At 66.9% G+C, this 23,622-nt stretch carries 22 protein-coding genes, 1 tRNA gene and 1 other RNA gene; 11 read left to right on the top strand and 13 right to left on the bottom strand.

The window, feature by feature from the left end; genetic code table 11:
* Complete coding sequence (locus IC40_RS0100115) at nucleotides 1-291, bottom strand: WXG100 family type VII secretion target (protein ID WP_030132751.1); 291 nt, start codon at nucleotides 289-291, stop codon at nucleotides 1-3.
* Nucleotides 291-1,097 (bottom strand): WXG100 family type VII secretion target, encoded by an 807-nt coding sequence (locus tag IC40_RS0100110; RefSeq protein ID WP_030132750.1) that lies wholly within the window; start codon nucleotides 1,095-1,097, stop codon nucleotides 291-293. The genes IC40_RS0100115 and IC40_RS0100110 overlap by 1 nt, the downstream gene beginning before the upstream one ends.
* A 234-nt stretch (nucleotides 1,098-1,331) precedes the next feature.
* Between IC40_RS0100110 and leuA the strand changes: the two genes are divergently transcribed.
* Nucleotides 1,332-3,164, top strand: coding sequence for a 2-isopropylmalate synthase (gene leuA / locus IC40_RS0100105; RefSeq protein WP_030132749.1), 1,833 nt, complete (start codon nucleotides 1,332-1,334; stop codon nucleotides 3,162-3,164).
* Here leuA and IC40_RS0100100 read toward each other — a convergent pair.
* The gene (locus IC40_RS0100100; RefSeq protein WP_030132748.1) at nucleotides 3,146-4,135 is read right to left on the bottom strand and encodes a DEDDh family exonuclease; all 990 of its coding nucleotides are present in this window, start codon (nucleotides 4,133-4,135) and stop codon (nucleotides 3,146-3,148) included. The genes leuA and IC40_RS0100100 overlap by 19 nt on opposite strands.
* Nucleotides 4,136-4,208: 73 nt before the next feature.
* Between IC40_RS0100100 and IC40_RS0100095 the strand changes: the two genes are divergently transcribed.
* Nucleotides 4,209-5,465, top strand: coding sequence for a Mur ligase family protein (locus tag IC40_RS0100095; protein ID WP_051644233.1), 1,257 nt, complete (start codon nucleotides 4,209-4,211; stop codon nucleotides 5,463-5,465).
* Nucleotides 5,462-6,166: a type 1 glutamine amidotransferase gene (locus IC40_RS0100090; protein ID WP_030132746.1), complete on the top strand. Its 705-nt coding sequence runs from the start codon at nucleotides 5,462-5,464 to the stop codon at nucleotides 6,164-6,166. Before IC40_RS0100095 ends, IC40_RS0100090 begins: the two co-directional genes overlap by 4 nt.
* Nucleotide 6,167: 1 nt before the next feature.
* Here IC40_RS0100090 and recR read toward each other — a convergent pair whose 3' ends face one another.
* Complete coding sequence (gene recR, locus IC40_RS0100085) at nucleotides 6,168-6,779, bottom strand: recombination mediator RecR (protein WP_030132745.1); 612 nt, start codon at nucleotides 6,777-6,779, stop codon at nucleotides 6,168-6,170.
* 11 nt (nucleotides 6,780-6,790) lie between these two features.
* Nucleotides 6,791-7,126 carry a YbaB/EbfC family nucleoid-associated protein gene (locus tag IC40_RS0100080; protein WP_019513638.1) on the bottom strand — a complete coding sequence of 112 codons (336 nt, stop codon included), beginning with the start codon at nucleotides 7,124-7,126 and terminating at the stop codon, nucleotides 6,791-6,793.
* 141 nt (nucleotides 7,127-7,267) lie between these two features.
* Here IC40_RS0100080 and IC40_RS0100075 point away from each other — a divergent pair, with 141 nt between their 5' ends.
* The gene (locus IC40_RS0100075) at nucleotides 7,268-8,002 is read left to right on the top strand and encodes an Rv3717 family N-acetylmuramoyl-L-alanine amidase (RefSeq protein WP_030132744.1); all 735 of its coding nucleotides are present in this window, start codon (nucleotides 7,268-7,270) and stop codon (nucleotides 8,000-8,002) included.
* Here the strand turns inward: IC40_RS0100075 and IC40_RS0100070 are convergent.
* Nucleotides 7,999-8,436, bottom strand: coding sequence for an SRPBCC family protein (locus IC40_RS0100070; RefSeq protein WP_030132743.1), 438 nt, complete (start codon nucleotides 8,434-8,436; stop codon nucleotides 7,999-8,001). The genes IC40_RS0100075 and IC40_RS0100070 overlap by 4 nt on opposite strands.
* A gap of 70 nt (nucleotides 8,437-8,506) precedes the next feature.
* Here IC40_RS0100070 and IC40_RS0100065 point away from each other — a divergent pair, with 70 nt between their 5' ends.
* Nucleotides 8,507-9,877, top strand: a complete 1,371-nt coding sequence (locus IC40_RS0100065) for an FAD-binding oxidoreductase (protein ID WP_030132742.1) — start codon at nucleotides 8,507-8,509, stop codon at nucleotides 9,875-9,877.
* Entirely contained in the window at nucleotides 9,874-11,181 is a 1,308-nt protein-coding gene (locus tag IC40_RS0100060) for a class I SAM-dependent methyltransferase (RefSeq protein WP_030132741.1), read from the top strand. Before IC40_RS0100065 ends, IC40_RS0100060 begins: the two co-directional genes overlap by 4 nt.
* A gap of 10 nt (nucleotides 11,182-11,191) precedes the next feature.
* Here the strand turns inward: IC40_RS0100060 and IC40_RS0100055 are convergent, their stop codons facing one another.
* From IC40_RS0100055 to ffs, 3 genes are all read right to left on the bottom strand, one after another.
* On the bottom strand, nucleotides 11,192-13,129 hold the full coding sequence (locus tag IC40_RS0100055) for a DNA polymerase III subunits gamma/tau (RefSeq protein ID WP_030132740.1): 1,938 nt from the start codon (nucleotides 13,127-13,129) through the stop codon (nucleotides 11,192-11,194).
* Between the two features lie 28 nt (nucleotides 13,130-13,157).
* Complete coding sequence (locus IC40_RS0100050) at nucleotides 13,158-14,444, bottom strand: aspartate aminotransferase type Ic (protein WP_030132739.1); 1,287 nt, start codon at nucleotides 14,442-14,444, stop codon at nucleotides 13,158-13,160.
* Nucleotides 14,445-14,472: 28 nt separating this feature from the next.
* An RNA gene (gene ffs / locus IC40_RS27005) (signal recognition particle sRNA small type) lies at nucleotides 14,473-14,567 on the bottom strand.
* Between the two features lie 81 nt (nucleotides 14,568-14,648).
* Between ffs and IC40_RS0100045 the strand changes: the two genes are divergently transcribed.
* The 4 genes from IC40_RS0100045 (at nucleotide 14,649) to IC40_RS0100030 (ending at nucleotide 17,596) form a co-directional block, all read left to right on the top strand.
* Nucleotides 14,649-14,734, top strand: a tRNA-Ser gene (locus tag IC40_RS0100045).
* Between the two features lie 84 nt (nucleotides 14,735-14,818).
* Complete coding sequence (gene lucA, locus IC40_RS0100040; protein WP_030132738.1) at nucleotides 14,819-15,553, top strand: lipid uptake coordinator LucA; 735 nt, start codon at nucleotides 14,819-14,821, stop codon at nucleotides 15,551-15,553.
* Nucleotides 15,554-15,633: 80 nt separating this feature from the next.
* A complete protein-coding gene (locus tag IC40_RS0100035; protein ID WP_030132737.1) occupies nucleotides 15,634-16,656 on the top strand; it encodes a S1C family serine protease in 1,023 nt (340 codons plus the stop codon).
* A 676-nt stretch (nucleotides 16,657-17,332) separates the two neighbouring features.
* A complete protein-coding gene (locus IC40_RS0100030; protein WP_138158210.1) occupies nucleotides 17,333-17,596 on the top strand; it encodes a hypothetical protein in 264 nt (87 codons plus the stop codon).
* Here IC40_RS0100030 and ligD read toward each other — a convergent pair.
* The 3 genes from ligD to IC40_RS0100015 form a co-directional block, all read right to left on the bottom strand.
* Entirely contained in the window at nucleotides 17,593-18,645 is a 1,053-nt protein-coding gene (gene ligD, locus IC40_RS0100025) for a non-homologous end-joining DNA ligase (protein ID WP_030132735.1), read from the bottom strand. The two genes, IC40_RS0100030 and ligD, sit on opposite strands and share 4 nt — an antisense overlap.
* Nucleotides 18,645-19,697 (bottom strand): ATP-dependent DNA ligase, encoded by a 1,053-nt coding sequence (locus IC40_RS0100020; RefSeq protein ID WP_030132734.1) that lies wholly within the window; start codon nucleotides 19,695-19,697, stop codon nucleotides 18,645-18,647. The genes ligD and IC40_RS0100020 overlap by 1 nt, the downstream gene beginning before the upstream one ends.
* A gap of 75 nt (nucleotides 19,698-19,772) precedes the next feature.
* On the bottom strand, nucleotides 19,773-20,927 hold the full coding sequence (locus tag IC40_RS0100015) for an acyl-CoA dehydrogenase family protein (protein WP_030132733.1): 1,155 nt from the start codon (nucleotides 20,925-20,927) through the stop codon (nucleotides 19,773-19,775).
* A gap of 58 nt (nucleotides 20,928-20,985) precedes the next feature.
* Here IC40_RS0100015 and IC40_RS0100010 point away from each other — a divergent pair, with 58 nt between their 5' ends.
* Nucleotides 20,986-22,050, top strand: a complete 1,065-nt coding sequence (locus IC40_RS0100010) for a threonine aldolase family protein (protein ID WP_030132732.1) — start codon at nucleotides 20,986-20,988, stop codon at nucleotides 22,048-22,050.
* A 58-nt stretch (nucleotides 22,051-22,108) separates the two neighbouring features.
* On the opposite strand, the gene IC40_RS0100005 is transcribed toward IC40_RS0100010, so the two are convergent.
* On the bottom strand, nucleotides 22,109-23,431 hold the full coding sequence (locus IC40_RS0100005) for an HNH endonuclease signature motif containing protein (protein WP_030132731.1): 1,323 nt from the start codon (nucleotides 23,429-23,431) through the stop codon (nucleotides 22,109-22,111).
* Between the last annotated feature and the right edge of the window lie 191 nt (nucleotides 23,432-23,622).

Below are 23,622 nucleotides of genomic sequence, written 5' to 3'. Positions count from 1 at the left end.
TCAGCCCGCCCACATCTTTCCGTTCTTGTCGACGGCGTCGGCGTAGTTCTTGCGCGCGTTGTCAGCGACCTGGCGCAGCGACTCCAGCGACTTCTTCATCTGCTCGGCCCCGTCCTCCCACTGCTGCTGGGTCTGCGCCTGGGTGTCCGACGCCTGCCCTTCCCAGTTGGCGCGCAGCGCGGCGACTGCCTGGTCGATCTCCTCGAGTACCTCGGCCACCTCGCGGCCGAACTCCGCCATATGGTCGATGGCGCCCTGCAACTGTGGAAAGTCCACCACCAGCTTCGTCATCACAACCTCCTACCGGGTGCGGACTCGGGACCGGACGTGTCAGGATCCGCACGCTCGGGCTCCACCGGCGCTGCCGAACCCGGCTCGGTACCGGCGGATGCTCCCTCGGGTGCCTGTGCCTCGGGCTTTTCTTCCTCGGCTTCTTCCTTGGCGGCCTCCGCAGCGGCCGCAGCCTCGGCTTGCTGCGCCATCTCGATACCCGCCTGCACCGCCTGCTGGGCCGCCCCGGCCGCAATCTGCCCGGCTTGGACCAGGCCCGCGGTCAACTGGCCTGCCATCTGCGCGGGAATCGCTCCCAGCTGCGACAACGGCTGCACCACCTGGCCGAGATTCATCGAGTCGGCCAGGCTCCCGGCACCACTGGCCTGCCCGCTCGACGCGCCGGCCGGGGCAGCCGAGCCGCCGGTCGATGACGCAGCGCCCGCCGGCGCACCGCCACCCGCCGCACTGCCACCCCCGGTCCCACCTCCGCTGCCGGTACCGCCACCACTGCCGCTACCGCCCTGCATGGACGACTCCAGCGCTCGACCGGCCTCTTCGTCCTGGGCCGCGTAGACCCGGCCCGCCTCATCCAGAGCATCCGACATGGTCTGCAGCGCGCGGACCACCTGCCCCGCCCCGTTGTGCCACTGATCCCAGTACTTCCCGAACGCGGTGGCGGCCTCGCCCTTCCAGCCTGATGACAGTAGGTTGCTGGTCTCCAGGTCGACCGACGACAGACCGTCCTGGAGGCGCTGAGCGGATGCGCGCAATCGACCAGCCGCGACGTGCAGTTCCGAGGTGACCACCTCGACCGACCCGCTCATCTCACCCCCAACTGGTTCGCTTCCCTTAGCACCCTAAGCCGGGTTCACTCCGCTGGATCGCACCAATTCGGGGACGCCGTTTTGGCTGACGGGCCACCCGGAGTACAGTTGCCGACGTGCAGCGGGTGCTCCTTCTCGGACGCCGCGACGGGGTCTGATCCAGACTGGCTTCCCGTCGCGGGTTTTCGCGATGCGCCGGTCTGATAGCAACCACAAGACCCCGGAGCCACCACAATGACCAGCTTCAGCAAGTCCTCAGTAGATTCTCCCGACGCCTTCTCGTCGGTGCGCACCATCAACACCCCAGCGGGCGCCCCCAACCCCGGCCAGCCGGCGTGGAACACCCAGCGCGGCTCGTCCATGCCGGTCAACCGGTACCGATCGTTCGCCGAAGAGGTCGAACCGATCCGCCTGACCGACCGGACCTGGCCGGACAAGGTGATCGACACAGCGCCCTCCTGGTGTGCGGTGGATCTGCGTGACGGAAACCAGGCACTGATCGATCCGATGAGCCCGGCCCGCAAACGCCGCATGTTCGACCTGCTGGTGCGCATGGGTTACAAGGAGATCGAGGTCGGTTTCCCTTCGGCCAGTCAGACCGATTTCGACTTCGTCCGCGAGATCATCGAGCAGGGTGCCATCCCCGACGATGTCACCATCCAGGTGCTGACCCAGTGCCGGCCGGAACTGATCACCCGTACCTTCGAGGCCTGCTCGGGCGCTCCCAAGGTGATCGTGCACTTCTACAACTCGACCTCGATCCTGCAGCGCCGCGTGGTGTTCCGCGCCGACCGTGACGCGGTCAAGGCGATCGCCACCGACGGCGCGCGGATGTGCGTCGAGGAGGCCAAGAAGTACCCGGACACCAAGTGGCGCTTCGAGTATTCCCCGGAGTCCTACACCGGCACCGAGCTGGAGTACGCCGTCGACGTCTGCAACGCCGTCGCCGACATCGTCAAGCCCACTCCCGATGTACCGCTGATCATCAACCTGCCGGCCACCGTCGAGATGGCCACCCCCAACGTGTACGCGGACTCGATCGAGTGGATGAACCGGCACCTGGCTCCGCGCGACTCCATCATCCTGAGTCTGCACCCGCACAATGACCGCGGAACCGCGGTTGCGGCAGCCGAATTGGGTTACCAGGCCGGAGCGGACCGGATCGAGGGCTGCCTGTTCGGCAACGGCGAGCGCACCGGCAACGTCTGCCTGGTGACGCTGGGCCTGAACATGTTCAGCCGCGGTGTGGATCCGCAGATCGACTTCTCCAATATCGACGAGATCCGCCGCACGGTCGAGTACTGCAACCAGCTGCCCGTGCACGAGCGGCATCCCTACGGTGGCGATCTGGTCTACACCGCCTTCTCCGGAAGCCACCAGGACGCCATCAACAAGGGCCTGGACGCGATGAAAGTATCTGCCGACGAACAAGATTCGGATGTAGACGACATCCTGTGGCAGGTTCCGTACCTGCCGATCGACCCCAAGGACGTCGGGCGCACCTACGAGGCCGTGATCCGGGTGAACTCGCAGTCCGGCAAGGGCGGCGTCGCCTACATCATGAAGGCCGACCACGGGTTGGCGCTGCCGCGTCGGCTGCAGATCGAGTTCAGCCAGGCCATCCAGCAGATCACCGACGGCGAAGGCGGCGAGGTCTCGCCAAAGGAGATCTGGGACGCGTTCTCCGAGGAGTACCTGCAGCCGATCGTTCCGCTGGAACGCATCCGGCAGAAGGTGGACGCCGCCGAGGTCGACGGTGGCACCGACACCATCACCGCGGTCGTGAAGGTCAACGGTGAGGAACGCGAGATCGTCGGTGCCGGCAACGGACCGCTGGCGGCTTTCGTGGATGCCGTAGGCGCCATCGGGTTCAACGTCAACGTGCTGGACTACTCCGAGCATGCGATGTCCTCCGGCGAGGAGGCCCAAGCCGCTGCCTATGTCGAGGCATCCATCGACGGCCGCACGGTGTGGGGTGTCGGTATCGCCACCTCGATCACGACCGCGTCGCTGCGGGCGGTGGTCTCTGCGGTGAACCGGGCGGCGCGTCAGAACAACGCGAACTGATCTCCGTCGGCGGTGGCATCGACGAACGGCTCGACATCGGTGCCGCCGGCCACACGGTCGATCATCGCCATGAACTCGGCATCACCGACCAACGGAATGCCCAGATCGGCCGCCTGGAAGCCCTTACCCTGTTCCGGCTCCGTGGCGTTGCAGACGACCAGCGACGTCTGCTGATCGACGTTCTCGGCGTACGCCAGCCCCGCATCGAGGATCCGTTCGATGACCTCTTCGTGGGTGCGGGTCATCTCCGCGGACAACGCCACGCGCATGCCCTGCACCAGCGGCCGGCCGGCGACATAGGGGCCCGGATTCTGGAAGGCGCAGGGCATCCTGGCGGCAAGCACCTTCAACGGGCGCAGCTCATCGTGGGTGACCCGACCGTTGGGCCAGATGCGTCGACTCACAGGCCGGATCGGCAGCCACGATCGACGTTCACGCGCCTGCACCAATGCCGGTTTGAGGATCTGCGCCAGCACCAGGGCGTCATCGAGGGCGTCGTGCGGGCGCAACTGGGTGGCACCCCAATGCCTCGCCAGTGTTTCCAGCCGAAGATTCTCGGTGCCCAGGTTCAGCCTGCGGGCCAGTTCGACGGTGCACATCACGGTGTCGGTGGGCAGCTGCGCCCCGACCAGTTCCGCCTCGGCAGCCAGGAAGGCGTAGTCGAAGGCCACGTTGTGTGCGACCAGCGTGCGTCCGTGCAGGACCGCCGTCAGCTGCGGGACGATATCGGCGAACGTCGGCTGCCCCGCCAGCATGTCGGAGGTCAGGCCATGCACATGTGTCGGTCCGGGATCGACCCCGGGATTGAGCAGCGAGGACATGCTGTGCTCGACGTTGCCGTCGTCGCCGACCGCCAGCGCAGCGACGCTGACCACCCGAGCCTGGCCCGGCCGGAAACCCGTCGTCTCGACGTCCACGACGGCCCATCCGGCGCCCGCGTCGGCCGCAGGCCGACCCCAGCACTGGCTCATGACCCCAGGGTTGCACGGTGGTCCGACAACACCGGATCGCACTGCCGCGTGTCGGGCACCTAAAATCCGCTTCATGGTCTCGACCGGCGAGCAGGAGCGCAGCCACCGGGCAATCAGCCCCAGGGGCCGGTTGGCGCTGGGGGCGGGAGCGGCCGCCCGCTGGGCGTCGAGAGTGACCGGCCGCGGCGCGGGCGCCATGATCGGCGGCCTGGTCGCCATGTCGATCGACAAGTCCATCCTCGGCCAACTCGGCGCTGGTCGCCGGATTGTCGTCGTGACCGGCACCAACGGCAAATCCACCACCACCAGGATGACCGCCGCGGCGCTGGCCACCATGGGCCAGGTGGCCACCAACGCCGAGGGCGCCAACATGGACGCCGGACTCGTCGCGGCGCTCGCCGGTACCCGCAAGGCGGAGCTGGCCGCATTGGAAGTCGACGAGATGCACGTCCCGCATGTGAGCGATGCGGTGCACCCCGCGGTGATCATCCTGTTGAATCTGTCGCGAGACCAGCTCGACCGGGTCGGTGAAATCAATCACATCGAGCGGACCCTGCGCGCCGGGCTGGCGCGACATCCCGACGCGGTCGTCATCGCCAATTGCGACGACGTGCTGATGACCTCAGCGGCCTACGACTGCCCCAACGTGGTGTGGGTGGCTGCCGGCGGATCGTGGGCCGGCGATTCGGTGAGCTGCCCGCGCAGCGGTGAGATCATCGTCCGCGACGGGAACCACTGGTACTCCACCGGAACGGATTTCAAGCGGCCCACGCCCCAATGGTCCTTCGACGAGACCGATATCCATGGCCCCCAAGGCTTCACGGCACCGATGGCCTTGGCCCTGCCCGGCGCGGCCAACCGCGGCAATGCCACCCAGGCCGTCGCGGCGGCGGTCGCACTGGGCGCCGACCCGGCCGCCGCCGTCACCGCTGTCGCCGCGGTGGACGAAGTTGCCGGGCGCTACCGGACCGTGCGGATCGGCAACCACACCGCGCGGCTGCTGCTGGCCAAGAACCCCGCCGGCTGGCAGGAGGCGCTGTCGATGATCGACAAAGATGCTGCAGGCGTTGTCATTTCGGTCAACGGACAGGTACCCGACGGCGAGGACCTTTCCTGGTTGTGGGATGTGCGGTTCGAGCATTTCGAGCAGACGCAGGTGGTCGCGGCCGGCGAACGCGGCACGGATCTGGCCGTAAGGCTCGGGTACGCCGGCGTCGAACACACGCTGGTGCACGACACGGTGGCGGCCATCGAATCCTGTCCCCCCGGACATGTCGAGGTGATCGCGAACTACACCGCCTTCCTGCAGCTGAATCGGCGGGTCTCATGATTCGGATCGGCCTGGTACTACCGGATGTGATGGGCACCTACGGTGACAGCGGTAATGCCGTGGTGCTGCGTCAGCGCCTCGCGATGCGCGGGATCGACGCCGAGATCATCGAGATCACCCTGGCCGACCCTGTTCCCGACTCGCTGGACATCTACACCCTCGGCGGCGCCGAGGACTATGCCCAGCGGCTGGCCACCAAGCACCTGATCCGCTATCCGGGTCTGCAGCGCGCCGCCGTGCGAGGTGCGCCGGTGCTGGCGATCTGCGCGGCCATCCAGGTGCTCGGCCACTGGTATGAGACCTCGGCCGGTGAGCGCGTCGACGGTGTCGGTCTGCTCGACGTGACGACCTCGCCGCAGGACGCCCGCACCATCGGTGAGGTCGCGTCCACACCGCTGATACCGGGACTGACCCAGCCGCTGACCGGTTTCGAAAACCACCGCGGTGGAACGGTTCTCGGTACCGATGCCGAGCCCTTGGCGGCCATCACCAAGGGTGCGGGCAACCGCGCCGGTGACGGATACGACGGTGCCGTGCAGGGCAGTGTCGTCGCGACCTACCTGCACGGTCCGTGCCTCGCGCGCAATCCGGAACTGGCCGACCATCTGCTGTCCCAGGTGGTCGGTGAGTTGCCACCACTGCAGCTGCCGGAGGTCGATCTGCTACGCAAGGAACGGCTCGCCGCCCCGCGTCGCGTCTGACCTAGACCATCGCGCGGCGACCCGCCAGCGCACGGCCCAGCGTCAGCTCGTCGGCAAACTCCAGATCGCCGCCCATCGGCAGGCCCGAGGCAATCCGACTGACCGTCAGCCCGGGGATATCGCGCAGCATGCGCATGAGGTAGGTGGCCGTGGCCTCCCCCTCGGTATTGGGGTCGGTGGCGATGATCACCTCGGCGACATCGACTCCGTCGACCCGCTCACCGATGCGGTTGAGCAGTTCGCGGATACGCAACTGGTCCGGCCCGACCCCCGACAGCGGATCCAGCGCGCCACCCAGTACGTGATAGCGGCCACGGAACTCGCGGGTCCGCTCGACGGCCTGGATGTCCTTGGGCTCCTCGACGACGCACACCAGCGACGCGTCGCGTCGCTGGTCGTTGCAGATGCGGCAGCGCTCGGCATCGGAGACGTTGCCGCACACCGCGCAGAAGGTCACTCCGTCGCGGATGCGGCCCAGCACGGCGGTCAGCCGGTCGATATCGGGTGGTTCGACCGACAGCAGATGGAACGCAATGCGCTGCGCGCTCTTGGGACCGATTCCTGGCAGCTTGCCGAGCTCGTCGATCAGGTCCTGAACAGGTCCCTCAAACATGGCGGTACAAGTTACGTTCCGGGAATCCCGAAGCCGCCCAGCCCACCGGCGAGCGGACCGAGCCGGGTCTGGGCCAAGATGGTGACCTGCTTGGACGCGTCGGCGAGCGCACCGACGATGAGGTCCTGCAGCGTCTCCGGATCGGCGGGGTCGATGACCTTCGGGTCGATCGCGACGCCGATCACCTCACCGCTGCCCTTCATCGTGACCTGCACCAGACCACCACCGCCCTGACCGTGCACCTCGGCATTGGCCAGCGCCTCCTGCGCCTCCATCAACTGCTGCTGCACCTGCTGAGCCTGTGCGAGCAGTGCCGACATATCGGGCTGACCACCACCGGGTTGCATCGGGGATCCCTTCTCAAAGCTGGCACTGCGGGTTGGTTGCGGCTCGGTCTCGACTTCGTTGCGCTACGAACCCAACACGATTTGCCCCTCAACACTAGCCGCCACCGCGACTACCGTGGCGGCGTGCACGTCCCCAAGAGCATGCGTGTCGGTGCCCTGGCGGCCACGCTCGTCTTCGTCGCAGCCTCCGGCGCTGCCCCGACCGCCGTGGCCGCCCCCAACAGCATCGCGGGCAAGATCGTCTTCCTCGACCCCGGCCACAACGGTGCCAACGACGCCTCGATCAGTCGGCAGGTCCCCAACGGGCGCGGCGGGACCAAGGACTGCCAGGCCAGTGGCACGACCAGCGACTCAGGCTATCCCGAGCACACCTTCAACTGGGACGTGACCCTGCGCATCCGGGCGATCCTGAACGCCAACGGCGTGCGTACCGCGATGTCCCGCGGCAATGACGACGCCCTCGGTCCGTGCATCGACGAGCGCGCCGCGATGGCAAATTCCCTGCGTCCCGATGCGGTGGTGAGCGTGCACGCCGACGGCGGACCCGCGACCGGACGCGGATTCCACGTGCTCTACTCCTCGCCACCGCTGAACACGGTGCAGGCGGGTCCGTCGGTCCAATTCGCGACGATCATGCGTGACCAACTGCAGGGCTCCGGTATCCCGCCGTCGAACTACATCGGTTCCGGCGGGCTGAACCCGCGGTCGGATATCGCCGGTCTGAACCTGGCCCAGTTCCCGTCGATACTGGTCGAGCTGGGCAACATGAAGAATCCCGCCGACTCGGCGCTGATGGAGTCCGAGGCCGGCCGCCAGAAGCTCGCCGAAGCCGTGGCCCGCGGGATCGCGACCTGGCTGGCCAACAAGCCCGGCTAGGCCTCGAGTTCCTTCTTCAGGTTTTCCAGCACCTCGGCCTGGATCTTGCGCAGACCCAGCGGCGCGAAGGTCTTCTCGAAGAAGCCCTTGATGCCGCCGGCCCCGGTCCACGAGGTCTTGACGGTGACCGTTGACCCGGTGCCCGCCGGTGCCACCGTCCAGTTGGTGATCAGCGACGAGTTGGCGTCCTTTTCGATGACGGTCTTGCCTGCCACGTCGATGCTGGCCTTGACATCGCGTGAGCGCGACTCGGTGGCCTGCAGCTTCCAGGTCACCACCGTGCCCGCGCCCTGACCCCCCTGCAGCACCGCGTAATTGCTGTAGTGCGAGGAGAGAATCTTCGGCCGCACCGTCTGGTAATCGGCGACCGCGGCGAGCACAGCGTCCGGCTCGGCGTTGATCAACACAGTGCTGGAGGCGCTGACCTGTCCCATGAGTGCAAAACTCCCGTCATCACGTAGCTGTCCGGTCGCAAGGTCCGCGACCAAGGACTAGCGTATATGTGTGTCTGTCGGTGCGGCGGACGCACAAGCTGTGCACGAGGCGGGCGTGCAGCGACTGCTGACGAGTTACCACGCCATCCCCGCGACAGCGACTGTGCGGCTGAGCAAACCCACGTCCAACTTGTTCCGGACGCGGGAGACCTCGGCTGCTCCAGGACTGGACGTGACCGGCCTCACCGACGTCATCGCCGTGGACCCGCTGGCGCGCACGGCCGATGTCTCGGGCATGTGCACCTACGAGGATCTGGTCGCGGCCACGCTGCCCTACGGCCTTTCGCCGCTGGTGGTACCCCAGCTCAAGACCATCACCCTCGGTGGCGCCGTCACAGGACTGGGTATCGAGTCGGCGTCCTTCCGAAACGGGTTGCCGCATGAGTCGGTGCTCGAGCTCGACATCCTCACCGGTGGCGGGGAGATCGTGACCGCAGGCCGCGACCAGCACCCCGATCTCTTCCATGCCTTCCCGAACTCCTATGGCACGTTGGGCTATTCGGTGAGGTTGAAGATCGAACTGGAACCCGTGCTCCCGTTCGTCGCAATGCGCCACCTGCGTTTCGACTCGCTCACCGATCTGGTGTCGACGATGGAACGCATCATCGACACCCGCGATCACGACGGCACCGCCGTGCACTACCTCGACGGGGTGGTGTTCAGCGCGACCGAGAGTTATCTCTGCCTGGGCACGCAAACCGCAACGCCCGGCCCGGTCAGCGATTACACCGGCCGCGACATCTATTACCGATCCATCCAGAACATCGATCACGACCGGCTGACCATCGCCGATTATCTGTGGCGCTGGGACACCGACTGGTTCTGGTGTTCACGGGCTTTCGGCGCCCAGCATCCGTTGGTCAGAAGGCTGTGGCCGCGACGCTACCGGCGTAGCAGCTTCTACTGGAAACTGATCGGCTATGACCAACGCTTCCACATCGCCGACCGCATCGAGAAGCATCACGGCCGCCCTCCCCGGGAACGCGTGGTGCAGGACGTCGAGGTGCCCGTCGAACAGTGCGTGCCGTTCCTGGACTGGTTCCTCGACAACGTGCCGATCGAGCCGATCTGGTTGTGCCCGTTGCGACTGCGCGCCGACGAGCATTGGCCGCTTTACCCGCTGCGTCCGCAGCACACCTACGTCAACATCGGGTTCTGGTCGTCGGTACCGGCCGGACCCACACCGGGATTCACCAACCGGCGCATCGAGGAGAAGGTCGCCGAACTCGACGGACACAAATCGCTGTACTCGGAATCGTTCTTCAGCCCAGAGGAATTCGACCAACTCTATGGTGGAGAGGCGTATCGGACCGTGAAGAAGACCTATGACCCGCAGTCCCGATTGCTCGACCTGTACGCGAAAGCGGTACAACGACGATGACCACTTACAAGGACCGTGCCCCCGATCGGAGCCGGCTCAGCCTTGCCGAGATCCTGGAGATCTTCGCGGCGGGACAGTTGCCGTTGAAATTCACCGCCTACGACGGCAGTTCCACCGGACCCGATGACGCCGTCGTCGGACTGGACCTGCGACGCCCGCGCGGCACGACATACCTGGCCACCGCCCCCGGCGAACTCGGTCTGGCGCGCGCCTACGTCGCAGGCGATATCGAGCCGGTGGGCGTGCACCCCGGCGATCCCTACGAGCTGCTGCGCGCGCTGGCAGCCTCGTCGGCCTTCAAGCGGCCACCTGCGCGGGTGCTGGCCAACATCATCGCTTCGATCGGCCTGGAACATCTCCTGCCGGTGGCGCCGCCGCCCCAAGAGGCACTACCACGATGGCGCCGCGTCGCGGAAGGGTTGCGGCACAGCAAGTCTCGTGATGCGGACGCTATCCACCACCATTACGACGTATCAAATGCGTTCTACCGGTATGTGCTCGGCCCGTCGATGACCTACACCTGTGCGTGTTATCCGGACGAGTCGGCGACCCTGGAGCAGGCCCAGGACAACAAGTATCGGTTGGTGTTCGAGAAGCTTCGGCTGCGTCCCGGCGATCGCCTGCTCGACGTGGGTTGCGGTTGGGGCGGCATGGTCCGATACGCCGCGCGGCACGGTGTCCACGCGCTCGGAGTGACGCTTTCGGCCGAGCAGGCCGGCTGGGCCCAGCGCGCCACCGCCGACGAGGGCCTCTCCGAATGTGCCGAGGTGCGCCACGGCGATTACCGCGATATCACCGAATCGCGTTTCGACGCGGTGTCCTCCATCGGGCTGACCGAGCACATCGGGGTGGCCAACTACCCGGCGTACTTTGCCTTTTTGCAGGCCCGATTGCGCCCTGGCGGCTTGTTGCTCAACCATTGCATCACCCGGCCCGACAACCGCGCCGACGCCTCGGCCGGCTTCTTCATCGACCGGTATGTCTTTCCCGACGGGGAGCTGACGGGTTCCGGACGCATCATCACCGAGGCACAGAACGTCGGGCTTGAAGTCGTCCACGAGGAGAACCTGCGTCACCACTACGCGATGACACTGCGCGATTGGTGCCGCAACCTGGTCGAGCACTGGGATGAGGCGGTCGCGGAAGTCGGCCTGTCGACCGCGCGGGTGTGGGGGCTCTACATGGCCGGTTCACGTCTGGGCTTCGAATCCAATGTCGTTCAGCTACATCAGGTTCTGGCCGTCAAGACCGACGATCACGGCGACGACGGCGGTCTGCCGCTGCGCCCGTGGTGGACGGCCTGACCGTCTCTGTCTAGCCCTTCTCGATCCGGCGCGCCCCGAGTTCGTTCTGCAGCAGCTCGATGGCCACTTCCTCGGGATCGCGACGAACGACCTCGGAGGTATCGGCGCTCGCCTCGGCAAGCATCCGCTCCTCCTCGGCGGCGGGGTCCGGCCGCGCCGCGGATTCGGTGTCGGAGGGCACCGGCTCACCGGTGTCGGGTACACAGCGGATCGACCAATCGACTCCCAGCGCATCTTTGAGCGCCTCGCGGATGACCTCGACGTTGCGCTGCTCGTTGAGCCGTTTGGCCAGCGGTGGGGCACGGTGGCTCAAGACCAGGGTGTCGCCGTCGACCGCACGGACGATCGCGTCGGCCAGCATCGCGTTGACCGGCTTGCTGCGAGCATTGACCTTCTCGCGCACCGTATCCCACAACGCTCTCACGGCAGCGGCATCGGGCTCCCCGACCGCGGCGGCAACCGGTGGCGGCACCGGGGCAGGCGGCTGCGGGGTCGGTTCGGGAACCGGCTGCGGGGTCGGTCTGGGTGGCGGGGTCGGTGCGGGCTCCGGTTGCGGTTGCGGCTCGGGTTCGGGAACAGGCACGGGCGCCGGCTCGGGAACCGGAACAGGGGTCGGTTCCGGAACGGGCGCGGGCCGCGGCGGCGGGACAGGAGCCGGGGCCGCCTGCGCCTCGGACTTGGGCTTGGTCTCGGCCTCGGCCTGTGCCTGCGCGCGGCTGGCACGCACGAACTGTCGGGCCGGCGCCGGTGGCGTTTCGGCGGGCGCCGCATTCGGCATCGCGCCCGGGATGGCCATGTCCAGCCGCGTCTCGATGCGCTCGATGCGCTGCAGCAGAGCCGATTCGGTGTCATGTGCCGACGGAAGCAGCAGCCGTGCGCAGACCACCTCCAGCAGCAGCCGGGGCGCGGTGGCGCCGCGCATCTCGCCGAGTCCCGCGTGCACGACCTCCGCGTAGCGGGCAAGGGTCGCTGCACCGAGCCGGGTGGCCTGATCGCGCATCCGCTCAAGGACACCGTCGGGTGCATCCACCACACCACGGTCGGCGGCATCCGGAACCGCTTGCATCACAATGAGGTCGCGGAACCGCTCGAGCAGGTCGGTGGCGAAACGTCGCGGATCGTGGCCGGCGTCGATCACCGATTCGACGGCGCCGAACAGTGCGGCCGCATCGCCTGCGGCCAACGCGTCCACCGCCTCGTCGATCAGGGCGACATCGGTTGCACCCAGCAGGGACAATGCCCGCTGGTACACCACCCGATTACCCTCGGCACCGGCCACCAACTGGTCGAGCACCGAGAGACTGTCACGGGGAGAACCACCGCCGGCGCGGATCACCAAGGGGTAGACGGCGTCGTCCACCGTCACGCCCTCGTCGGCGCAGATCCGTTCCAGCAGACCGCGCATGGTCTTGGGCGCCAACAAGCGGAACGGGTAGTGATGGGTTCGCGACCGGATGGTCGGCAGCACCTTCTCCGGTTCGGTGGTGGCGAAGACGAATATCAGGTGGTCCGGCGGCTCCTCGACGATCTTGAGCAGCGCGTTGAACCCGGCCGTGGTGACCATGTGCGCCTCGTCGACGATGAAGATGCGGTACCGGGACTGCGCGGGCGCGTAGAACGCCCGGTCACGCAGTTCACGAGTGTCGTCGACACCGCCGTGGCTGGCGGCGTCCAACTCGACCACGTCGACATTGCCCGGGCCGTTCGGGGCCAGCGCGACGCAGGAATCGCACACCCCGCACGGCGTCGGGGTGGGCCCCTGCTCACAGTTCAGGGAGCGCGCCAGGATGCGGGCCGAGGACGTCTTACCGCAACCGCGCGGACCGGAGAAAAGGTAGGCGTGATTGATGCGGCCCGCCGAGAGCGCCGTCGACAACGGGTCGGTGACATGCTCCTGGCCGACGACCTCGGCGAAGCTTGCGGGTCGGTACTTGCGGTAGAGCGCCACGGTCGCCCAGGTTACCCAGCGCGGCCGACTAGTCGCGCGCCAGCAGCGCTTCGGTGGCCGACAGCAGCGCGCAGGTCGACAGACCGTCGATCGCCGAACGCAGGTCGGACTCCGAGGGGAAGCTCGGCGCGATACGAATGTTCTTGTCCTCGGGGTCTTTTCCGTACGGGAACGCCGCACCTGCGGCCGTGACGGCGATACCGGCGTCCTTGGCCAGCGCGATGGTCCGCTTGGCGGTCCCCGGGAGGACGTCGAGGCTGACGAAATAGCCGCCCTTGGGATCGGTCCAGCTGGCGATCTTGGAATCGCCGAGCCGGTCTTCGAGGATCTCGGCGACCAGCGCGAACTTCGGCGCCAGCAGCTCGCGATGCTTCTGCATGTGGGCCCGGGCGCCGTCGGCGTCACCGAAGAACCGCAGATGGCGCAGCTGGTTGACCTTGTCCGGACCGATCGACTTCTTCGCGGCGTGCTGCAGATACCAGGCGATCGTGGCGTCCGAGCCCCCGAAGAAGCTCACACCGGCACCGGCGAAGGTCATCTTCGATGTCGAGGCGAACACCAGCGGCCGGTTCTCGTTGCCGGACTCGGCCGCCAGTTCGAGCACATCGACGGGCTCGACGAACTCGGTCGTGATGGTGTGCACGGCGTAGGCGTTGTCCCAGAACAGCCGGAAGTCCGGGGCGGCCGTCGGCATCTGTACGAGCCGGCGCACGATCTCCGGTGAGTAGGTGGTGCCGGTCGGGTTGGAGTAGACCGGCACGCACCACATGCCCTTCACGGCGGGATCGTGGGCTACCAGTTCCTCGATGAGATCGACGTCGGGTCCGTCCTCGCGCAACGGAACCGGGATCATCTCGATGCCGTAGCTCTCGGTGATGGCGAAGTGGCGGTCGTATCCCGGGGCCGGGCAGAGGAACTTGACGCCCGGTTCCTGCGACCACGGACGGGGCGAATCCACACCGCCGCGCAGCAGGGAGAACACGACCGCGTCGTGCATGAACTCCAGGCTTGCATTGTTCCCGGCGATCAGGTTGGACGCCGGGATACCGAGCAGCTCACCGAAAATGGCGCGCAGTTCCGGCAATCCGTGCAGCCCCCCGTAGTTGCGGGTGTCGGTGCCTTCACCGTCCCGATAGGCGTCTCGGTCGTTCCCGGGTAACTCCAGCAGCCTGTTGGACAGGTCGAGCTGCTCTGGCGACGGTTTACCGCGGGTGAGGTCGAGCTTCAGGCCTTGGGCCGTGAGCTCCGCATAGTTGCGCTGCTGCAGTTCGTGCTGCGCAGACAGTTCGTCACGGCCGAGGGACTCATACGACACTGCGGGCCTTTCCGACAAGCCGTGAACATGAAGGGGACCCCGCGCACCCGCCAGAGCCCATTGACCCTTGCTGCCTTCCGGCCCTGGGGGAGTTCACAGGATGGACGCCGCGCGGGGTCCGAGTGACGAGTGTAGTACCCCGCGCAGATCGGCAAGACCGGTGGCTGGTCGGAGGTCGCCCGGCGGTCGGCTACCATGGCCGACGGAGGATTCGCCTAGTGGCCTATGGCGCTCGCCTGGAACGCGGGTTGGGTTAATAGCCCTCAGGGGTTCAAATCCCCTATCCTCCGCCGTTGGTCCGGGGCGTGATCGAGAACATCGCGGTCACGCCCCGGGACCACAAACATCGTCCAGGGGGACGTCTAGGGAGGAATATGCGGCGCGGTATCGCATCGCTGTGGCACGCGTCGTCGCTGGTGATCGCCGGCGCTCTCTATTTTCTCTTCGTCCTGCCCCGCTGGTTCGAGCTCACCGGCCAGTGGCCCGCGACGCTGGGCACCGTCATGCGCATCGTGTGCGGCGTGCTGGTGCTCCTCACTGCGTTGCCGGTGCTGCTGACGCTGCAGCGAACCCGTAAGCCCGAACTCGGTACCCCGACCCTGGCCCTGCAGCTGCGGGTGTGGTCGATCGTCGGGCACGTCGCGGCAGGTCTGTTGATCCTCGGCGCGGGCATCAGCGAGATCTGGCTGGACCTCGACAACGTCGGCCAATGGCTGTTCGGCATCTACGGTGCCGCGGCGGCGCTCGCACTGCTCGGCGCGTTCGCCTTCTACCTGGCCTTCGTCGCCGAACTCCCGCCCCCGCCGCCCAAACCGCTGGCCCCCAAGCGCGAGAAGCGTGGTCGCGGCCGCAAGACGGAAGCCGTCGAGGAGACCGCGGTGGCCGAGCCCGACGCAGACGCCCCCAAGGCCGACACGGACGAGGCCGAGGCCGACCAAACCGAGTCCGACCAAACCGAGTCCGACGAGAAGACGGCTGACGCCACCGAGCCGGAAGCGACCGACGAGTCGGAAGCCACGGATGAACCGGCGGGCAAGCTGCGTAACCGCCGGCCCACCGGCAAGACCCGCCGGACCCGCACCCGAGGCGGCGTCGCGACCGAGAACTGACGGGCTCTGCGCCTGGCTGACGTCGACAGTTCGCGCTGGTGCAGTCAGTATTGAGCTAGAACCTGCAGAATGGGCGGCACATGGGCATAGTCCACGTAACACGTTGGATCACGGCATCGGCGGTGGCTTTATCACTGGCCCTGCTGGTTGCGCCCGGCTCTGCGGGCGCCGAACCCCTTGATGTCGCGGCCGCGGCCGACCGGGTCGAGCCGTCGGTGGTCCGCATCGACACCATCGTCGACTACCAGCACATCCTTGGTACCGGCACCGGCATCGTGCTCGATCCCGGCGGCCAGGTCCTCACCAATTACCACGTCGTCCAGGGTGCAGACGTGATCAGCGCGGTGGTCGGCGGCGCCACCTATGGCGCCGACATTCTGGGATATGACCGCGGCCGCGATATCGCCGTCCTCCAACTCCGCGGCGCCGGCGGACTGGCGCCGGCACCGGTGGGAGATTCGGCGCGTCTGGTCGTCGGTGAGCCGGTGGTGGCAATCGGAAATGCCCAGGGCAGCGCCAATCCACTGACCCGTGAGTTCGGCTCCATCTCCGCCCTCGGCCGCACGATCAGCGCCGAGGACGAGTTGTCCGGCACAGCGACCGAGATGACCGGTCTGTTCGAATTCGCCGCACCGGTGCGCGCCGGCGACTCCGGAGGACCCGTGGTGAACGGTGCCGGAGAGATCGTCGGCGTGACGACCGCGGCGTCGGTCAATTTCCGGATGGGTCCCGGCGGCGAGGGCTATGCCATCCCGATCAACGAGGCGATGAGCATCGCCAACCAGATCCGATCCGGCACGCCCTCCGACACGGTGCACATCGGTCCGCCCACACTGCTCGGAGTCGGGGTCAGCAGCGCCGAGCAGCACGAGTCGTTCCCCGGTGTCCTCGTCCACGATGTGATGCCCGACGGGCCCGCGGCGGGCGCAGGTTTGGCGAACGGGGACGTGATCCTTACGATCGACGGTGTGCGGATCGAGTCCGCCGCCGATCTCACGCGTGTGCTCGATCGGCATTATCCGGGCGACGTCTTGGACCTCACCTGGGTCGACCGGGCCGGCCAACATCGGCTCGGCAAGGCCGCCCTGCTGGCGGGTGCCTGACCTCGACAGGTCCGTATCGACCCGCGACACGCGGCAAACGGATGTCGCATGTGGAAATCCACCAATGTTTCCGGCCTGTCGCGCGGGCACCGCGGCGCCGTTGCTGGCAACGCTCCGGCGATGACAGGTGAGCTACGCGACATCATCCGGACAAGGTGTCGGCGCGCACAGCGATCAGCGGCGCGACCCGCCCCTGTCCCCAGGTCGACGGCCCGGTCGCACCCGCGGCAACGAGCACGCCTCTCACACGCCGGCCCTGCCGGGGACGCGGTACTTCACCGTACGCGACATGAAGCGCCCAGAAGCGCTTTGAACAGCAGTTTCAGACATTGCGGCGCGAACCGTGGTCGGGTCGGAACCGCTATTCGAGTTCCGGCAGCGAGCGTTCACACGGTCGGCACCCGGATGCGGCAGTCCTAGCGGGCGCGAAGGCCACGAGGTGCCGCTGCCGTGGGCTCGAAGACAGCTCCGGTTTCCACCTCCGGCAAGGCGCGCTCTGGCAACGGACTGAGAGGTTGCTGGAGACCCTTTTGGCTCTTTGACCTGGCAAATGTCGGCAAACACAGGATCTGCACAGCCCTTCCGCCAAGATCAGGCGGGGGTTACATTTAGCTGAACATCGCCGGCCAGGATTGTGGCCGGCACGATCCGCTTCGCCGGTGAGAGGGGAGACACCGTGGTCGAAACGGCAGTCGTCGCGTACCTGATCGGTTGGGTGGTCAGTACCGCCATCATCTTCATGGCCAGCCGACGCCTCAACGACCCCGCCAATCCCGTTCCGCACGGACTGCTCCTCAGCGCCGTGGCGGGCACCATGTGGCCACTGCTCTTGCTCGGTGCGGCCGAGTTCAGCTCGGTCGCGGTCGCCTCCAGCGCCGCCTCGCATTTGAAGACCGAAACGCAGGAGCTCGTCGGTGCCGGAGTCGTCCCGCTCCGCTAATCGGTGACCCGGTTTCCGTCGGCATCCCAGTGCTCGGCGACCTTCTTGCTCGGCTGCACACGCGGTGGTTCGCCCGGCATCTTCGGATAGCTGGGCGGGTAGGGCAAGTCCCCGAGACCCCGTTCCTGCTCATCGGCGGAGACCATCTCCAACAACCCTTCCAGCGAATGCGCGGTGTCGTCGATGCCGGCCCATGGGTCTTCGCGCCGGGCAACGATGTCGGGCACGGTCGTGATGGTGTAGTCATCGGGATCAGCGTCGGCCAGTTCGTCCCAACTCAACGGCATCGACACCGTCGCGATCGGAGTCTTGCGCAGTGAGTACGCCGACGCGAAGGTCCGGTCCCTGGCGTTCTGGTTGTAGTCGATGAACAACCGCTCGCCACGTTCCTCCTTCCACCAGCTGGTGGTCACCGCGTCGGGGGCACGGCGCTCGACCTCGCGGGCCAGCGCGATGCCGGCCCGTCGCACCGCGATGAAGTCCCAGTCCGGTCGGATGCGCACGAACACGTGCACACCGCGCCCTCCGGACGTCTTGGGGTATCCGACCAGGCCCAGCGAGTCCAGCACCGGTTTGAGGACGTCCACGGCGATCTCGCGCGCCTGCGCGAATCCGGTACCGGGCTGTGGGTCCAGATCGATGCGTAGTTCGTCGGGGTGCTCGGTGTCCGGGCACCGTACCTGCCACGGGTGGATGGTGACGGTCCCCATCTGCGCCGCCCACGCGATGGCCGACGGGTGGGTGACCTTCAACGCGTCCGCGGTACGCCCGGAGGGAAAGGTGACGGTGCAGGTCTGCAGGTAGTCGGGGTGTTTCTGCGGTACCCGCTTCTGGTAGATCTCCTCGCCGTCGATACCGTCGGGAAAACGTTGCAGGTGCACCGGGCGATCACGCAGCAGCGCCACCATCGGCTCGGCCACTGCCAGGTAGTAATCGACCACCTTGCCCTTCGCGCCATCGGCGCCCAGCGCGGGAAAGTAGATCTTGTCCGGATTGGTGAGCCGTACCGCGACTCCATCGACGTCGAGTTCTGTCGCAGGACGTGCCATCATCGGGTCTCCAATACGTCGCGCAGGTCGTAGTTCATCGGGACGTCGAGCTGATCGAAGGTACAGCTGGACGGGTCGCGGTCGGGGCGCCAGCGCATGAACTTCACGGCATGCCGGAATCGGCGCTCACCGGTGTTGCCCTCCATCTGGTCATAGGCCACCTCGCACACCCTCTCCGGTCGCACCGGAATCCACCGCTTGTCGGCCGCCGAGTTCCACCTACTCGGTTCACCGTCGTGGACGTCGTCGCCGATGCGCAGCGGCTCGAGTTCTGCCAACAACGACAACCGCGCCTTGGCGGTGAACGAGGCTGCCCCACCGACCATCTGGAGTTCACCGTCATCGCGATAGAGACCCAGCAGGATGGATCCGATACCTTCGCCGCTCTTGTGCATGCGATAGCCGATGGCCACACAGTCAGCGTCGCGATGGTGCTTGACCTTCACCATCTCCCGTTTACCCGGCAGATAGGGACCCTCGACTCGTTTGGCGATCACCCCGTCCAGACCGGCACCCTCGAACTCGCGCAACCACTGCGCACCGAGGCGGGCATCCTCGGTGGTACGGGTGACGTGGCACCAGTCCCGCTCGTCGACGGCGTCGATCAACGCTTCCCTGCGCAGCCGGAACGGCTCCTTCATCAGCGATGTGTCGCCGAGGGCGAGCGCATCGAAGCCGATGAAATGGGCCGGGGTCTCCTTCGACAGTTTGGTGATGCGGCTCTCGGCGGGATGGATGCGCTGGCTGAGCGACTCCCAGTCCAGCCGGGTCCGGCCCGCGATATCCCGCGGCACCACGATCTCACCGTCCAGCACGCACCGCGGTGTGATCTCAGCACGCACGGCCTCGACGACCTCCGGGAAGTACCGGCCCAGGTCCTTGCCGCTGCGTGACAGCAGCACCACGGCGTCACCGTCGCGGAAGACCAGCGCCCGGAAACCGTCCCACTTGGGCTCATAGGACCACGTGCCCGGGTCGGTGGGCACCGAGGTCTGCGCCTTCGCCAGCATCGGCTCCAGCGGTGGCATGACCGGTAGATCCACAACATTCATGTTCACGTAGACCCGGGTACCCCGGCAATCTCATCGCAGCACCGATTGGAACAAAACGTCGTGATCACATGCGGTTCAGATGCTCAGTCCGCCGCGCTTGACGAGTTGCTTTGCGATGACGCCCTTCTGGATCTCGTTGGTGCCCTCCCCCACGATCATCAGCGGGGCGTCTCGGAAGTAGCGCTCGATGTCGTACTCGGTCGAGTAGCCGTACCCACCGTGTACTCGCACCGCGTCCAATGCGATCTGCATGGCCGTCTCCGAGCAGAACAATTTCGCCATGCCGGCCTCCATGTCCACCCGCTGGCCCGAGTCGAATTTCTCTGCCGCCGACAGCAACAGCGCCCGCGCCGCGGCCAGTTTGGTGCCCATCTCGGCGAGCATGTTGCCGACGGCCTGATGCTCCCAGATCGGTTTGCCGAAGCTCTCCCGGTCCTGGGCGTACCGGAGGGCATCGTCGAAAGCCGCCCGAGCGACGCCGGTGGCCCGCGCGGCCACTTGAAGTCGGCCCACCTCAAGCCCTTTCATCATCTGCGCGAAGCCCTTACCTTCGTCCGAACCCAGCAGCGCGGCAACGGGGACACGCGCGTCGGTGAAATTCAGCTCGCAGGCCTCGACGCCCTTGTAGCCGAGTTTGGGTAGGTCCTTGGAAATGCTGAATCCGGGCACCTTCTCCACCAGCAGGATGGACACGCCCTTATGTGCCGGGTCGGCGTCCGGATCGGTCTTGCACAGCAGCGCGATCAGATCCGAGCGGCGCGCATTCGAGATCCAAGTCTTGGACCCGTTGATCACATAGTCGTCGCCATCGCGGCGTGCCACCGTGCGCATGGCTTGCAGATCCGAGCCACCGCCGGGCTCGGTGAGCGCCATCGTGGCCCGTAGCTCGCCGGTGGCCATCCGGGGTAGATACAGCCGCTTCTGATCCTCGGTGCCGAACAGCAGAATCAGCTTGGACACCACGGTATGCCCGCCCATCGCACCGGCCAGACTCATCCAGCCGCGCGCCAATTCCTCGGCGACACGCACGTAACAGGGCATGGACACCGCGCCGAATCCATAGGGCTCCGGGATGGAGAGCCCAAAGATTCCGATCTCCTTCATCGTCCCGATGAGGTCTTCGGGGTAGGTATTGGCGTGCTCCAGTTCGCGCACCACCGGCCTGACCTGCTTGTCGACGAACTCTCGGACGGTTTCGACGATCGCCTCTTCTTCGGCCGCGAGCACCATGAGAGCAATGTATCGGCTACGCAGCGGGCCGGCCGCGACCGCTGGGAGGATGGATCCCGTGCCCATCACCACACTTCACGATCCCGATCGGCGGGGTTTTGCCAGCGACAACTATGCGGGTGTGCACCCCGAGGTCGTCGCCGCGCTCACCGCCGCCAACGGCGGACACGAGATCGCCTATGGCCAGGACGCGTATACGGTCCGACTGCAGGAGGTCATCCGCGACCACTTCGGTGCGGCCGCCGAGACCTTCCCAGTCTTCAACGGCACCGGTGCCAATGTGGTGGCGTTGACCGGTCTGCTTCCGCGCTGGGGTGCGGTGATCACGGCACAGACCGCCCACATCAACACCGACGAGGCCGGCGCCCCGGAACGGGTGATGGGCCACAAGCTGCTGACGGTGCCGACGCCGGACGGCAAACTGACCCCCGACCTGATCGCTCAAGAGGCATACGGCTGGGGTGACGAGCACCGTGCCCAACCCCTGGCCGTCAGCATCACCCAGTCCACCGAGATGGGCACGCTCTACACCCCTGACGAGATCCGCGCCATCGCCGAGTTTGCCCACTCCCACGGGATGTCGGTGCATGTGGACGGGGCGCGGTTGTGGAATGCGGCCGCCGCTCTCGACGTCCCGTTCCGGGAGTTCACCACCGATGCCGGCGTGGACGTGGTCAGTCTCGGCGGCACCAAGAACGGGCTGTTGGCCGCCGAGGCCGTGGTGGTGCTGGCCCCCGACCGCGTCTCGGGATTGGTCTACTTGCGAAAGCTCACCATGCAGCTGTCGAGCAAAATGCGCTTCGCTTCTGCGCAGCTGCTGAGCCTGTTCGATGACGAGCTGGGCCTGCGCAGCGCGCGACATGCCAATGCGATGGCGGCCCGACTGCGCGCCGTCCTGGAAGCCGACCCGCCTCCCGGACTCGCGTTCACGCAAGACACCGAGGCCAACGCCATCTTCGCGACCATCCCGAACGACGCGGCCGATCGCATCCGCGGACAGGTGCGTTTCTATGACTGGGACCGGGCCCGCGGTGAGGTGCGCTGGATGACCGCCTGGGACACCACCACCGAGGATGTCGACAACTTCGTCAGCGTGATCCGGGCGGAGTTGCAGCGGGGCTAAGTCGACTCCGGCGACGCGGCTTCTCTGTTCAGTTGTCAAGGTGCGCTGTGGCTTTGGGTTATGCGGCGGTCGGTAGGTCGGTCATGGTGCGGCGGGCGTGGGACCGCAGGTGTGCCGGTTCGGGCCCGCCGGGTGTGTGGGGTGGGATGAACCACGGGTGGCGGTCGCGGCCGAGGTAGACCTGCCAACCACCGTGATGGATGAGGGTGTGGTGTAGCCGACACAGCAGCACCCCGTTGTCCACACTGGTTGTGCCGCCCTGGCTCCAGGGTTGGATGTGGTGGGCATCGCACCAGGACACCGGTCGCCCGCACCCCGGATGGGCGCACCCACCATCGCGGACGGCCAACGCTTTACGGATGGCCGGAGTGAACAGTCTTTCTGCCCGCCCGACATCCAACGGCACCCCGGAATGGTCGACGATCACCGAGGTCAGCGTGGCATCGCAGGCGATCAGCTCCGCGGTCGCCGCGGAGACCGGGCCGGCGAACCCCAACCGATCCACCACCCCGTCACCACTCACCATTGAGACCGCGGGCCGGATGAGGGTGACGTGCGGCAACACCCCACCAGACATCGGACGCCTCGACTGCGACAAATAGGTACGCAGCACCTGCCCGATCGCCTCCGCCCGCCGGGCGTTGATCGGCCGTGGGTCCGGTGTGCCGTCAGGCAGGGGCACCGGTCGGCACAACGGATCCAACGCCGCACACAGCTCTTCCCCAGTCGCTATGTCCAGATCGAGGGTGGCCTCGAAGCGGCCCTCGGTGTTCTGCACCAGCGTCATCTGGTTGAGGGTGGTGTCCTCGGCGACCGGCACCGCACGCTCAGAAGGTGGTAGCGCCGCGGCGCGGTCGAGGGCGATCGCGCGGGCCTTCGCGGCCACCTCGGCCGGGGTGGTCTGCACCATCAACGCGCGTACCACCGTGGCCCGATCGTCGTCGGACAACGGCGTTCGCGACTCGATATGCGTGACGCCTTTGCCGACGGCGTCGGCGAACTCGATACCGATCCCACCCAACCGCTGCGCGGCCGTCAGCGCCGGCAACCCAGGTGCCATCCGGCCCACCCGCACCGCCCGCGCCGCCGCACCCGGGGCCATCCCCACCAACCTCAGCAGATCGGTGCCCGTGCGCAGGTGCCGCCGCCCCGGCACGCCGACCCGCTCGGCCGCGGCCACCGCCGAGGCGATCACGACATCCAGCAGGTTGCGGGCCGACACCGCCGCGGCCAACACACCCAGCAAGGCCTCGTCATCGACCACCGGGCGCGGACAATCCACCAACCGCCCCAGACTCGGCCCGACATCATCCTCCGGCGACACCGGAACAAGCTCGTCGATCAAAGCGTCAACAAACGCGTCAAGATACGTGGCGTCCATAACGGATACCGACTTCCCCCACAGCACCCACCAAGGGGCACCACCCCACAAGCACAGCCCGCTCGATCCCCCGGAACAGGGACCGTCGAACCTCGCGGCGACCGGAGTCGCGGTCTGCGGCTCACCAGAATCCGAGGATCGGGATGCTATGTCTCAGGACATCGGTGACAGTTCTGCATCAGGACATCGGT

It is taken from the genome of Mycolicibacterium neoaurum ATCC 25795 (assembly GCF_000691525.1).
Classification (GTDB): domain Bacteria; phylum Actinomycetota; class Actinomycetes; order Mycobacteriales; family Mycobacteriaceae; genus Mycobacterium; species Mycobacterium neoaurum.
This window is presented reverse-complemented; position numbering and strand designations above follow the sequence as displayed.

Coding starts and splice junctions, on each gene's coding strand:
- ligD (WP_030132735.1), bottom strand. CDS start 18,645: ATGGCACGTCCTGCGACAGAACTCGACGTCGATGGAGTCGCGGTACGG.
- IC40_RS0100100 (WP_030132748.1), bottom strand. CDS start 4,135: ATGAGCCAGTGCTGGGGTCGGCCTGCGGCCGACGCGGGCGCCGGATGG.
- IC40_RS0100060 (WP_030132741.1), top strand. CDS start 9,874: ATGACCACTTACAAGGACCGTGCCCCCGATCGGAGCCGGCTCAGCCTT.
- IC40_RS0100095 (WP_051644233.1), top strand. CDS start 4,209: ATGGTCTCGACCGGCGAGCAGGAGCGCAGCCACCGGGCAATCAGCCCC.
- IC40_RS0100070 (WP_030132743.1), bottom strand. CDS start 8,436: ATGGGACAGGTCAGCGCCTCCAGCACTGTGTTGATCAACGCCGAGCCG.
- IC40_RS0100015 (WP_030132733.1), bottom strand. CDS start 20,927: ATGGTGCTCGCGGCCGAAGAAGAGGCGATCGTCGAAACCGTCCGAGAG.
- IC40_RS0100005 (WP_030132731.1), bottom strand. CDS start 23,431: ATGGACGCCACGTATCTTGACGCGTTTGTTGACGCTTTGATCGACGAG.
- IC40_RS0100075 (WP_030132744.1), top strand. CDS start 7,268: ATGCGTGTCGGTGCCCTGGCGGCCACGCTCGTCTTCGTCGCAGCCTCC.
- IC40_RS0100080 (WP_019513638.1), bottom strand. CDS start 7,126: ATGCAACCCGGTGGTGGTCAGCCCGATATGTCGGCACTGCTCGCACAG.
- recR (WP_030132745.1), bottom strand. CDS start 6,779: ATGTTTGAGGGACCTGTTCAGGACCTGATCGACGAGCTCGGCAAGCTG.
- IC40_RS0100035 (WP_030132737.1), top strand. CDS start 15,634: ATGGGCATAGTCCACGTAACACGTTGGATCACGGCATCGGCGGTGGCT.
- IC40_RS0100020 (WP_030132734.1), bottom strand. CDS start 19,697: ATGAATGTTGTGGATCTACCGGTCATGCCACCGCTGGAGCCGATGCTG.
- IC40_RS0100090 (WP_030132746.1), top strand. CDS start 5,462: ATGATTCGGATCGGCCTGGTACTACCGGATGTGATGGGCACCTACGGT.
- IC40_RS0100115 (WP_030132751.1), bottom strand. CDS start 291: ATGACGAAGCTGGTGGTGGACTTTCCACAGTTGCAGGGCGCCATCGAC.
- leuA (WP_030132749.1), top strand. CDS start 1,332: ATGACCAGCTTCAGCAAGTCCTCAGTAGATTCTCCCGACGCCTTCTCG.
- lucA (WP_030132738.1), top strand. CDS start 14,819: ATGCGGCGCGGTATCGCATCGCTGTGGCACGCGTCGTCGCTGGTGATC.
- IC40_RS0100110 (WP_030132750.1), bottom strand. CDS start 1,097: ATGAGCGGGTCGGTCGAGGTGGTCACCTCGGAACTGCACGTCGCGGCT.